This window comes from Bifidobacterium choladohabitans (assembly GCF_016102005.1).
Lineage (GTDB): Bacteria > Actinomycetota > Actinomycetes > Actinomycetales > Bifidobacteriaceae > Bombiscardovia > Bombiscardovia choladohabitans.
On record NZ_JACFPL010000002.1, the window covers coordinates 221,354 to 233,961 of the forward strand.

General features: G+C 64.5%; 8 protein-coding genes. 5 read left to right on the forward strand and 3 right to left on the reverse strand.

Going from position 1 to position 12,608, the window contains the following annotated elements:
- Nucleotides 1-28: 28 nt before the first annotated feature.
- Nucleotides 29-2,761, forward strand: coding sequence for an aconitate hydratase AcnA (acnA, locus tag H3S97_RS04435; RefSeq protein WP_198219776.1), 2,733 nt, complete (start codon nt 29-31; stop codon nt 2,759-2,761).
- Nucleotides 2,762-2,811: 50 nt separating this feature from the next.
- On the opposite strand, the gene H3S97_RS04440 is transcribed toward acnA, so the two are convergent.
- The gene (locus H3S97_RS04440; RefSeq protein WP_198219777.1) at nt 2,812-3,615 is read right to left on the reverse strand and encodes a Bax inhibitor-1/YccA family protein; all 804 of its coding nucleotides are present in this window, start codon (nt 3,613-3,615) and stop codon (nt 2,812-2,814) included.
- A 327-nt stretch (nt 3,616-3,942) separates the two neighbouring features.
- Nucleotides 3,943-7,152, reverse strand: a complete 3,210-nt coding sequence (locus H3S97_RS04445; RefSeq protein ID WP_198219778.1) for an RCC1 domain-containing protein — start codon at nt 7,150-7,152, stop codon at nt 3,943-3,945.
- Nucleotides 7,153-7,816: 664 nt separating this feature from the next.
- Between H3S97_RS04445 and H3S97_RS04450 the strand changes: the two genes are divergently transcribed.
- Complete coding sequence (locus H3S97_RS04450) at nt 7,817-8,656, forward strand: aldo/keto reductase (protein WP_198179156.1); 840 nt, start codon at nt 7,817-7,819, stop codon at nt 8,654-8,656.
- A 120-nt stretch (nt 8,657-8,776) separates the two neighbouring features.
- On the opposite strand, the gene H3S97_RS04455 is transcribed toward H3S97_RS04450, so the two are convergent.
- Nucleotides 8,777-9,487 (reverse strand): GTP pyrophosphokinase, encoded by a 711-nt coding sequence (locus tag H3S97_RS04455; RefSeq protein ID WP_045924161.1) that lies wholly within the window; start codon nt 9,485-9,487, stop codon nt 8,777-8,779.
- A gap of 133 nt (nt 9,488-9,620) precedes the next feature.
- Between H3S97_RS04455 and miaB the strand changes: the two genes are divergently transcribed.
- The 3 genes from miaB to H3S97_RS04470 are packed head-to-tail and all read left to right on the forward strand — an operon-like array spanning nt 9,621 to nt 12,586.
- Nucleotides 9,621-11,039: a tRNA (N6-isopentenyl adenosine(37)-C2)-methylthiotransferase MiaB gene (gene miaB / locus H3S97_RS04460; RefSeq protein WP_232345382.1), complete on the forward strand. Its 1,419-nt coding sequence runs from the start codon at nt 9,621-9,623 to the stop codon at nt 11,037-11,039.
- Nucleotides 11,026-12,030, forward strand: coding sequence for a tRNA (adenosine(37)-N6)-dimethylallyltransferase MiaA (miaA, locus tag H3S97_RS04465; protein ID WP_198219779.1), 1,005 nt, complete (start codon nt 11,026-11,028; stop codon nt 12,028-12,030). Before miaB ends, miaA begins: the two co-directional genes overlap by 14 nt.
- A gap of 34 nt (nt 12,031-12,064) precedes the next feature.
- Complete coding sequence (locus tag H3S97_RS04470; RefSeq protein WP_198219780.1) at nt 12,065-12,586, forward strand: MerR family transcriptional regulator; 522 nt, start codon at nt 12,065-12,067, stop codon at nt 12,584-12,586.
- Nucleotides 12,587-12,608: the final 22 nt, after the last annotated feature.

The window sequence follows — 12,608 nt, forward strand, 5'->3', positions numbered from 1 at the left end:
GCCTGAGCGTCCAAGGAAGGGGTGGTGCATGTCAGAATCCGCACAAGATGCCGGTCGTTCCAAGCTCAAGGTGGGCTCCGAGGAGTTCGAATACTACCGGATCAGCGACCTGCCGGGCATCGACCACCTGCCATACAGCCTGCGCATCCTGGCCGAGAATCTGCTGCGGCACCAGAACGGGACCACGGTGACCCGGGACCAGCTGGACCAGCTTCTGGACTGGGACCCCAAGGCCCAGCCCGACAGGGAGATCCAGTACAGTCCCGCCCGGGTGCTCATGCAGGACTTCACCGGCGTGCCCTGCATGGTCGACCTGGCCACCATGCGCGATGCCGTCAAGGCCCTGGGCGACGACCCCTCCCTGGTCAACCCGCTCATCCCCGCGCAGATGGTCATCGACCACTCCGTCCAGGTGGACAGCTCCGGCGTGCCCGGCGCCCTGGAACACAACATGGACATGGAATACCGGCGCAACAGTGAGCGCTACCGCTTCCTGCGCTGGAGCCAGCAGGCCTTCCGGAACTTCCGTGTGGTGCCCCCGGGCACCGGCATCATCCACCAGGTCAACCTGGAGTACCTGGCCCAGGTGGTCATGCGCAGGGACAGGACCAAGGGGGAGGGGCCGGCCCTGGTCTACCCTGACTCCTGCGTGGGCACCGACTCGCACACCACCATGGTCAACGGCCTGGGCGTGCTGGGCTGGGGCGTGGGCGGCATCGAGGCCGAGGCGGCCATGCTGGGCCAGCCCATCTCCATGCTGGTCCCACAGGTCCTGGGCTTCAAGCTGACCGGATCCATCCCCGAGGGGGTCACTGCCACCGACGTGGTGCTGACCGTGACCCAGATGCTGCGCGAGGTGGGCGTGGTCGGCAGGTTCGTGGAGTTCCACGGCAAGGGCCTGGCCCAGGTCCCCCTGGCCAACCGGGCCACCCTGGGCAACATGAGCCCCGAGTTCGGCTCCACCTGCGCCATCTTCCCCATCGACCGAATCACCCTGGACTACCTGCGTCTGACCGGCCGTAGCGACGAGCATGTGCGCCTGGTGGAGGCCTATGCCAAGGCCAACGGCCTGTGGATGGACCCGGAGGATGCCGACTGCCCCGAGCCCGAGTATTCCCAGGTGCTGGAGCTGGACCTGTCCACGGTGCGTCCCTCCATTGCCGGCCCCCGGAGGCCCCAGGACCGCATCCTGCTGGACCAGGCCCAGCAGACCTTCCATCGGGACCTGAAGGATTACAGCGACCAAGGCAGGGACGCAGACGGCCAGGCCGTGCCGGTCAGGAAGGCCGACGGCAGCGAGTTCAGCCTGCGGGACGGGGATGTGGTCATCGCGGCCATCACCTCATGCACCAACACCTCCAACCCCTCGGTCATGGTGGCCGCCGGTCTGCTGGCCCGCCAGGCCCGGGCCCGGGGCCTCAAGCCCAAGCCCTGGGTCAAGACCTCGCTGGCTCCTGGCTCCCAGGTCGTGACGGACTATCTGAACCGGACCGGCCTGAGCAAGGACCTGGACGCCCTGGGCTTCGAGCTGGTCGGCTACGGCTGCACCACCTGCATCGGCAACTCCGGACCCCTGGACCCGGCCATCCACCAGGCCATCGCCGATCACGACCTGACGGTGACGGCCGTGCTCTCGGGCAACAGGAACTTCGAGGGGCGCATCAGCCCGGACGTGAAGATGAACTACCTGGCCTCGCCGCCCCTGGTGGTGGCCTACGCCCTGGCCGGCAGCATGGACTTCGACCCCTGGAGCGACCCCCTGGGCCAGGACAGCCAGGGCAAGCCGGTCATGCTGGCGGACATCTGGCCCTCCCAGGAGGCCATCGAGTCCGTGGTGGGCACCGCCCTGGACCGGGACATGTACCTGCGCGACTATGCGGACGTCTTCGGCGGGGACGAGCGCTGGCGGAAGCTGGAGGTGCCGGAGGGCGAGCTCTTCCACTGGGATCAGGATTCCACCTACATCCGCCGCCAGACCTTCTTCGATGGCATGAAGGCCCAGCCCGACCCCCTGGAGGACATCCACGGGGCCCGGGTGCTGGCCCTGCTGGGGGATTCGGTCACCACCGACCACATCTCGCCCGCAGGGGCCATCAAGGCCGACGCACCGGCCGGCCGCTACCTGCAGGAGCATGGCATAGCCCCCAGGGACTTCAACTCCTACGGCTCCCGGCGCGGCAACCACGAGGTCATGGTCCGGGGCACCTTCGGCAACATCCGCCTGCGCAACCAGCTGCTGGCCTCGGTGGGACTGGATGTGCACCCGGGAGGGTTCACCTACGACTTCCTGAACGGCCAGGAGACGACCATCTTCGAGGCGGCGCAGGACTACGCCAGGAAGGGCACGCCCCTGGTGGTGCTGGCCGGCAGCGAGTACGGCACGGGCTCCTCCAGGGACTGGGCGGCCAAGGGCACCCGGATGCTGGGCGTGCGGGCCGTCATCGCCAGGTCCTTCGAGCGCATCCACCGCAGCAACCTGATCGGCATGGGCGTGCTGCCGCTGGAGTTCCCAGCGGGTCAGTCGGCCCAGAGCCTGGGGCTGGACGGCCAGGAGACCTATGACCTGGTTGGCATTGATGAGCTCAACAGCTCCCTGCCCGAGCAGGTCCAGGTGCTGGCCCAGCGGCCCGACGGCAGCAGGGTGGAGTTTGCGGCCAAGGTGCGCATCGACACCCCTGGCGAGGCTGAGTACTACCGAAACGGCGGCATCCTGCAGTACGTGTTGCGCGGGTTGCTGGCCAGGGCCGACCAGGAGGCCTGAAGATATAAAACATCCCCGCTTACAAGGTCAGGGGCGGGGATGTTCTTTTATCAGTTGCGATCGCCGACCAGGTTCAGGATGTAAAGGAAGAGGTTGACGAAGTCCAGGTAGAGGTTGAGGGCGCAGAGGATGGAGACCCGCTTGATGGCCTCCGGCCCCTGGCTGCGGTAGGTGGCGAAGATGACCCTGGTCTGCTGGGCGTCGTACATGGTCAGCCCGGCGAAGAGGATGATGCCGATGGCCGAGACCACGCGCAGGGCCGTGTCGGAGGGGGCCAGGAAGAGCATGACCACCTGGACCAGGATCAGCATGAGCAGGCCGGCCATGAAGATGGACCCCATGCCCAGCATGTTGCGCCGCGTGGTCAGCCCCAGCATGCTGAGGACGAAGAAGAAGCCCGCGCTGATCACCAGGGTCAGCATGATGGAGGGCAGTGAGTAGGTCATGAAGATGGTGCTCAGGGTGAAGCCCATCAGGGCCGCATAGAGGTAGAACATGACCCGGGCGGTGGAGGTGCGCATGCGCATGACCCGGACGCTCAGAATCATGGCGAAGGCCACCTGGACCACGGCCATGCCGATCCAACCCAGGGCGCCCGTGGCCTGCATGAAGGCCAGGAGCAGTCCGGTCCGGGCGGTCAGGTAGGCCGTCAGGGCGGTGACCAGCAGGCCGACCGCCATCTCCGCATAGGCGCGGGACATGGAGACCCGCTCCGCCTTTTCAAAGCTGTATGCTGCGTTGTTGTCGATGGGCGAACCCATACCGTAGGGCTCACCACCCTGCATGGTCGGCATCGGCTGCTGTGTGTACTGACCGTATGGGGCCTGCGGCCGCGGATTCCCGTTGAAAGCCATCTGCTCCTCCTTGTCTTCCCGCCTGTGGCGGATGGTCGTCTTGTTCAATTCTACATGGCCGATTTGGCGGTATAAAGAGTGTTTGCTCTGGCTGGAATCAGGCAGGGACGGCCGCCATGGTGGGGTGGTTGCATGCCCACATCCCGCCGTGGCGGTTGCCCCCTCTCCTGATGTGCCGTCCAGACTTTGCAGGCTGGGCGGAGTGTGGTGGGGGTGCGGGAGGGAAGTGTCGGCTCTCTTGGGGTTTGAGCCTTGATTGGCACGTTTCCTCCCTGCTCCCCCTAGGTGGGCCGGGGGCGGGGGGATTGATACGCCGCCCGGCCGCTCTTACTCGTGCGAAGCGTATAGCAGTTGGTGTTGTTCCCTGCGGTGGCGGCGGGATGCGAGGACCCCGCCCATGCCGGTCATGCCGGTGGCCAGGGCGAGCAGGATGCCCTCCCCTCCGGCCTTGGGGAGCACGCCTGCAGGCAGGTATGTGTATCTGAGGGAGGTGTCGGTCAGGATGCGTCCTGCGCCGCCCATCGCATAGTCGACGCTGACTGTGACCGTACCTGGCTGGTGTGCGGGTGTAAGCACGGTTACGCTGTTACCGTTGCTGACAGGAGCCAGGTTCGTGCCTGGGTCGGTGTCGAATCTGGCTGCAGTGATCACCGGCTGCAGGTTGAACAACACTGACACAGGAACGTTTGAGTCGTCGGTAGTGCCGTCGCCGAGCTGGCCATAGCTGTTTTCTCCCCAGGCGTATGCGTATCCGTTGCTGCCCACGGCCAGCGAATGATGGTCTCCGACGCTGAACCGTGTGGCTTGTAGCCCTTTGCTAGCGTCGGCTGGACTGGTGGGGTCGCGTACTGGCACAGGAACACTTGAGTTGCGGGTAGTGCCGTCGCCGAGCTGGCGATACAGGTTCCATCCCCAGGCGTATGCGTATCCGTTGCTGCCCACAGCTAGTGAGTGCTCGCCTCCAGCGTTGATCGCTGTGGCTTTGAGCCCTTTGCTCGCGTCCTTGGGGCTGGTGGGGTCGCGTACGCGCACAGGAACTGTCGAATCTACTGTGTTGCTGTTGCCGAGTTGGCCATAGTTGTTTAATCCCCAGGCGTATGCGTATCCGTCGTCGCCCACGGCCAGCGAATGAGAGTATCCGGCGCTGACCTGTACGGCTTTCAGTCCTTTGTTTGCGTCATTGGGGCTGGCGAAGTCTCGCACGCGAACAGGAAAAGACGAAGCGTTTTTGTTGCTGTTGCCGAGTTGGCCATAGTTGTTTAATCCCCAGGCGTATGCGTATCCGTCGCCGCCCACGGCCAGCGAATGGTGCCATCCGGCGCTGACCTGTACGGCTTTGAGTCCTTTGTTCGGGTCAGTGGGACTGGCGGGGTCGCGTACGCGCACGGGGAAAGATGAATCTGCTGTGCTGTTGTTGCCGAGTCGGCCATTGTCGTTCCATCCCCAGGCGTAGACGTATCCGTTGCTGTCCAAGGCCAGTGAATGCTCGTCTCCGGCGCTGACCTGTATGGCTTTGAGTCCTTTGTTCGGGTCATTGGGGCTGGCGGGGTCGCGTACACGCACAGGAACAGAGGAATACGTTGTGGTGTTGTTGCCGAGCTGACCATGCTGGTTGCTGCCCCAGGCGTATACGTATCCGTCGCTACCCACGGCCAGCGAATGCCATTTTCCTGCGCTGACCTGCACATAGGTGAAGTTGGTCGGCACGCCTGCAGGTTTCCTCACTATGTTCGGCGTACTCCGGCTGTTAGTCGTTGCGTCGCCGAGCTGACCATAGGTGTTGTCTCCCCATGCGTAGGCTTTCCCGTCGCTGCCCACCGCCAAGGAAAAAACATAGGTATAGTATTTTGCTCCGCCGACCTGGCTGAACCTGATACCGCTGGTGCTGTCTGGCGGGGTGATGGTGGTGGTTTCGTGGCCGAGCTGGCTGCCCTTGTCGGGGTTGATTCTCCAGGAGGTGTTGGGGGTTTTGCTGGTCCATTTGGCGGTGAGGGTGAGATTTTCGGTGACGGGCTTGCTGAAGTCGTAGGCGACTTCGTTGATAAACCATCCGTCGAACTGGTAGCCGCTGCGGGTTGGGTCGGGTGAGGGCCGTTGGACTCTCCCGTAGGGATAGGTAACTTGCTGGTCTCCGGGTTTGGGGCTTCCTCCGTATGTCTTGAAGGTGACCGTGGATGTGGAACTCTGTCGGATGTCCTTCAGAAGCGTTTGGTCTACCGTGTAGTTGAAGCTTCGGGTGAAGGGCTGGCCGTCCTGCCTGCCAGTCAGTGTGATGGTGACTGGTCCGGGCTGGCTTGCGGGCATTTCCGCCTGCCAGGAGCCGTCTGTTTTGTTGAGTGTCAGCGGCTGCCCGTCCAGGCTGGCTGATTCGAGAGTGGCCGCCTGGGTGGTGTTGACTTTTGCTGGCTTGTCTGGCTGGCTCTGGGTGTTGATGCTCCACTGGTATAGGCTGCCCTGCCTGTCTAGGGCGGTGATCCTGCTGCCTGTAATGGCGGCCTGTGTGTAGGGCTGGCTCCCCTTGTCTGCGCGCGTGGGTGTTTCTCCGGGCTTCCAAGTCCAGATGTGGCCGTCCGTGCCGGTGATGACGGCCTGGTTCTTGTTGGCGGTGATCCGGCTGGCTTTCATGTTTTCCGACAGGCCGGTGGTTGCGAGGCTTGTCTTGCCGTCGGCCAGGTAACAGGCCTGCCCGGTTGCGCCCAGGAGGAGACCCTGGTTGAGGGCTTGGGCTTGGGTGATGCGCATGCCCTGGTCTTGTCTGATGCGTTCGGGCTTGACGTTGGCGGTCTTGCTTGTGTTCCAGGTCCAGGCCTGCCCGTCCGCGTCCAGGGCGAGGGTCCGGCTGGGGGAGGCGACGGCCAGTGTTGCCTGGGCCTGTCCGGGCAGGACGGTCGTGGCTTGTTCCGTCAATTTTTCGTTCTGGCTGTCGGTCTGGCTGGCCTGGAAGATGTGGACATGTCCCTGCCGGTCCACGGCCAGCAGCAGGTCGTCGTTCATGCTGATGCTGGTGAACCTGGTGTTCTGCTTGGTGTCGAGGATGGTGGGCGTTGTTTGTCCGTTGGTCCAGGTGTAGATCTGCTGGTCGGATCCTATTGCGGCCTGCCATTGGTCGCCGGTTGCGGTCTGCTGGTAGCGGAACCCGTCGGGGGCATGGGCGGGGGAGGGAACCTGCTTGGGTGTGCCGTCCTGTGCCCAGGTGTAGATGCGGCCGTCGCCGGTCAGACCGGTAAACTGGTCCCCTGCGGCTTGGACGCTGACATAGTAGGGCTCTTGCAGGCTGGGTGGGCTGATGGTCACCCGGGTGCCGGAGGCGGGTCCGTGGTCCGGGCTCAGCGTCCAGTCCGTGGCTTTGCTCCATTTGGCTTTCAGGGTTGTGTCCTGCAGGATGGGGGTCTGAAAATCGAAGGGTTGGCCGTCACGTGTCCACCCGTCGAACCGGAAACCCTCACGTTGCGGGTTCTTTTGCGGAGGTGAGGCAAGCGTCCCGGCTTTCACGGTCGCCTGGGTAGGAGTGTTGCCGTCGTCTGGGTCGAAGCGCACCGTGTGCGAAGCTTGACCGTCCGTCTTGCCGGATGGCTTGGCTGTAGAGGAGCTTGTGCTGTTGGTGGCGTCCTTCGGCGTTGACGGGACTGGGCTTGGTGCCGTGGGGTTCAGGGGTGATGCGGTTTGCAGCGGCGAGGGTGAAGGCAGGGGAGTGCTGGTTGCGCTGTTGGGGAGTGTGCCGGGGGTTTGCTCAGCTACGCGAGGGATCTGACGACCCCCCCCCCCCCGCTAAATACAGGAGTGTCCGCCGGACTGGCGGACACGACATCGTCCGCGTTGGCGGACGCGACACCCAGGCCTGCCAGCAGGCCCAGCAGGACGATCGCCGTCGCCGATGCGCGACGCAGATGAGTACCCAGATGCATGAAATCAATCCCCTTCACCAATGCCAAGCGGTATCAAGGCCTCCTGCCTATCAGCATTAACGTCTTTCAAAGTTGATGAACCGACGCTACTGTGGGCGTTAATCGCCCATAAAGTAGAAGCCAGCTATCTCCCAACAACCCCAATTTTCACTTTACCACCAAGCCAACAGAGAACGCACGAAATGCAGAAGCGCGACGGTAGGCCTTAAACAAGAGCTGATCCCATCTTGCCTGGCAGATAGAATGAACACACAACACGTCACGGCCGTTGATTGGCCGATAAGGAGCATGACTATATGACAGGAAACGTCACCGACACCGTCATCACCCTCAACAATGGGGTCAGCATTCCCCAGCTGGGTCTCGGGGTCTTCCAAACACCTGATGGCGAGGCCACCAGCCAGGCCGTCACCTGGGCCCTGCAGGCGGGCTATCGCCATATCGACACCGCCATGATCTACGGCAACGAGCAGTCCGTGGGGGAGGGTCTGCGCCGCTCCGGGGTTGACCGGCGGGATGTTTTCCTGACCACCAAGCTCTGGAATGACGACATCCGTGCGGGGCGGACCAAGGAGGCCTTCAAGGAGAGCCTGGACCGGCTGGGCGTGGACTACCTGGACCTCTACCTGATCCACTGGCCCGCCCAGGGCTGGCAGCAGGCCTGGGAGGACATGGAGGAGCTCTACACCCAGCGACGGGTGCGGGCCATCGGGGTCTGCAACTTCCAGAAGCACCACCTGGACGAGCTGCACACCATCAGCGGCACCAAGCCGGCCGTTGACCAGATCGAGTCCTCGCCCCAGTTCGTCAACGACGACCTGATCGACTACTGCCACGGCACCCTGCGTGTGGACGTGGAGGCTTACAGCCCCTTGGGCGGCACCGGCGGCAACCTGCTGGCCGACCCCAGGCTCAAGGCCATGGCCGAGCATTATGACCGCTCCCCGGCGCAGATCGTGCTGCGCTGGCACCTGCAGCGCGGGGTCATCGTCATCCCCAAGTCCACCCACAAGGAGCGGATCGAGCAGAACGCGCAGGTCTTCGACTTCGAGCTGAGCGATGAGGATATGAAGGCCATCACCGCCATGAACAGGGACGAGCGCACCGGTGCGGATCCCGACAACTTCGACTTCTAAGGGATGGTGGTACAGGAGGAGACCCGACCTTGAAGGCGAAGCCTCCTCCTGGGACCCGGCGGAAGCCCCAACCCTTCCACCTGGCCTGGCTTCTATGGTAAAGGATTTGTGATGATTCAGCTAATCGGCATTGCCGCTGATGGCTTCGTCGTCGGCCTCCTGCTCCTGGGGCGAACCTGAGATGTCGCGGTGGATGGACTGCATCTGCACCTCGATGTTCTGCAGGGAGCGGGCGCAGTCCAGCAGGGTCTGCGAATGCTCGGCCAGGCGGGCGTCGGGCAGGTCGGACTTGTAGCGCAGCTGGTGCTCCAGGGAGGCCCAGTAGTCCATGGCGATGGTGCGGAACTGCACCTCGACCGGCGTGTAGTGGGGGCCCGAGGTCAGGAAGACCGGCACGGCGTAGATGACGTGCAGGCTGCGGTAGCCGTTCATCTTGGGGTTGCGGATGTAGTCCTTGACCCTCAGCACCTGGATGTCCGACTGGTCGGAGAGGTAGCGGGAGACCGAATAGACGTCGTCCCGGTAGTTGCAGATGACGCGCACGCCGGCCACGTCGAAGATGTGATCGCGCACCGAGGGAATGGTGACGGGCAGGTTCTTGCGGTGCAGCTTGCCGATCAGGGAGTCCACGCTCTTGAGCCGGCGCTCCATGTGGTGGATGGGGTTGTGGCTGAACCGGACCTGGAATTCCGTGTCCAGCACGTCCAGCTTGGTCGAAATCTCGTACATGGCCCCCTCGTAGGTCTGCATGAGATTGACGAATTCCGTTATCTCGTCGATGTCCAGCTTGGGACGGTCCTTTTCGTCCAGGTCGGACAGTCGCTGCTTCATTTCGGATGCGCTCATGGCACTGTTACGGTCGAGTATCACATGAACCTCCCATGCCGCCGTTCGTAACCATGACTTATGGTACGCACAGGCCCCGATGGCCGCGGGACCCGACCTGCGCATACAATCAGGGTTTATGGAAGCAGGCGAGGGCATGAGCGTGACCGCTCAGCGTAAGGACAGCAGGGGTGTCTACTATGTGCGGACCCTGGGCTGCCAGATGAACGAGCACGATTCCGAGCGGATCGCCGGGGTGCTCCGGGCCCAGGGCTACCAGCAGGCCACGCCCGAGCAGGTCCGCGCGCGCGAGGTGGACGTGATGGTGCTCAACACCTGCGCCGTGCGCGACAACGCCACCCAGCGCATGTACGGGACCATCGGGCGCTGGCACAGGTTCAAGCAGCACAAGCCCGACACGCGCATCGCCGTGGGCGGCTGCATGGCCCAGAAGGACCGGGAGTGGATCGTGAAGGCGGCACCCTGGGTGGATGCGGTCTTCGGCACCAGGGACATCGGCTCGCTGCCCGGGCTTTTGGACAAGGCCCGCAAGGACGGGCGGCCCCAGGTGGGGGTTACGCAGGAGCTTCGGGATCTGCCCGGGCGGCTGCCGGCGGTCAGGGCCTCGCGCTCGCAGGCCTGGGTATCCATATCGGTCGGCTGCAACAACACCTGCACCTTCTGCATCGTGCCCTCGGTGCGCGGGCGGGAGCGGGACCGGTCCATGGACGACATCCTGCAGGAGGTTGAGGACTGCGTGCGATCCGGGGCCCGCCAGGTGACCCTGCTGGGGCAGAACGTCAACTCCTACGGCTGGTCCACGGGTGACCGCTACGCCTTCGCCCGGCTCCTGCGCGCCTGCGGACGGGTGCCTGGGCTGGAGCGGATCCGCTTCACCTCGCCCCATCCGGCGGCCTTCACCGACGATGTGATCGCCGCCATGGCCGAGACGCCCACGGTCATGCACCAGCTGCACATGCCCCTGCAGTCGGGCTCCGACCGGATTCTGCGGGCCATGCGGCGCTCCTACCGGTCCCAGCGCTTTCTGCAGATCCTGGACAAGGTGCGGGTTGCCATGCCCGATGCCCTGATCACCACCGACATCATCGTGGGATTCCCCGGGGAGACCGAGGAGGACTTCCAGGCCACCATGGATGTGGTGCGTCGGGCGCGCTTCTCGTCGGCCTTCATCTTTGAGTATTCTCCCAGGCCCGGCACGCCGGCCGCCCGCATGCCCCAGCTGCCCAAGGCCGTGGTCCAGGACCGGTTCGAGCGGCTGCAGGCCCTGCAGGAGTCCATCACCATGGAGCATATGCAGGACTTCCTGGGCAAAGAGGTGGAGGTGCTGATCGGCGACGGGCACGGCCGGCACGACGGCAGCACCCACCGGGTGACCGGGCATGAGCGCACCGGTGTACTGGTCCACGTCGGGGTCCCCCAGGGAATGCCTGCGCCAAAGCCCGGGGACCTGGTCACCTGCACCGTCACCCAGGCCGGGCCCCACTATTTGATTGCCGATCCGGATCCCCGGGCGGGGCAGGTCTATGACATCCGCTGAACCCCGCATCGTCTCCATCGTGGGTCCCACAGCCTCGGGCAAGACCGCCCTGGGCGTGGCCCTGGCACAGGCGCTCCAGGCGCGCGGGCAGGAGGCTCATATCGTCAATGCCGATGCCTACCAGATGTACCGGGGGATGGATGTGGGCACGGCCAAGCCTTCGGCAGGGGAGCGGCAGGCGGTGGTCCACCACCTGATCGACATCATCGAGCCGGAGGAGGCCATGAGCGTGGCCCGCTTCCAGGCCATGGCCCGGTCCCTGATAGCCGACCTGCGGGCGCAGGGAATCCGGCCCATTCTCGTCGGCGGCTCCGGGCTCTATACCCGGGCGGTCATCGACGATCTGTCCTTCCCCGGCACCGACCCGGCGGTCAGGGCCAGGCTGGAGGAGCGGGCCCAAGAGGAAGGCCCCGGGCTGCTTTTCCGCCAGCTGCAGGAGCGGGACCCGGAGGCTGCGGCCCGGATGGATCCCCGGAATGTGCGGCGGACCGTGCGGGCCCTGGAGGTCATGGAGATCACCGGACGGCCCTATTCGGCCAGCCTGCCCCGATACCGCTACCTCTTGCCCGCCCTGCAGCTGGGGCTGGATCTGCCCCGGGAGGAGCTGGACCGTAGGATCGACCAGCGCACCCAGGCCATGCGCGACCAGGGGCTGGTCGGCGAAGTGAGCAGGCTGCGAGACCGCCTGGGGACCACGGCTTCACGCGCCCTGGGCTATCAACAGATTCTTGACTATCTGGACGGCCGCACCGATCTGGATGACGCCTTCGAGCTGATAGCGCAGAAGACCAAGCGCCTGGCCCGCAAACAGATGGGCTGGTTCGGCCGGGATCCGCGCATCCACTGGTTGAACGCCCTGGCCCCGGACCTGGCACAGCAGGCCCTGAATCTGGTGGACCAGGCCGACCAAGGCCGCTTCGACCAGGCGGATGCCCAGGCCGACCAATCGGACCAGGGGAGGGTGACCAGACACTATCTGGGTGCGCTTTGACTTCAAGTACTTGAAGTTCCTAGGCTGGACGGGTATGACCACCATCATGCAGCCCCAGGCTGAAACCCAGACCGCCCAAACCCAAGCCGACCAGGAATCCGGGCCCTGGTACACCATCCGCCAGGCCTCGCTCATGTCGGGGATGCCGGAGACCACCCTGCGCTACTACGAGACCATCGGCATCATTCCGCCCGTCGCCAGGGACCCCTCGAGCGGCCACCGTTGCTACAGCCAGGAGGATCTGGACCTGCTGGAGACCATCTCCTGCCTGAGCGCCACCGGTATGTCCCTGGAGCACATGCGGGAGTATCTGGGCAACCGTGCCGGGGGAGCCGAGGCCGCCGGACGGCAGATCGAGCTCCTGGCCGAGCAGGGACGACGGCTGGACCAGCGGATGGCCGACCTGCGGGCGCGGAAGCGGTATGTGGAGCTCAAAATACAATACTGGGGGCACGTGCGCGACCACGACCAGGCCGGGGCGACAGAACTGATCAGTCAGAGTGCCCAGATCATCCAGGATGCTAAGCGCAGCGGCAACGAGCGGCTGGCCAGCTGAGACTGTCGGGCTGAGGCTGTCG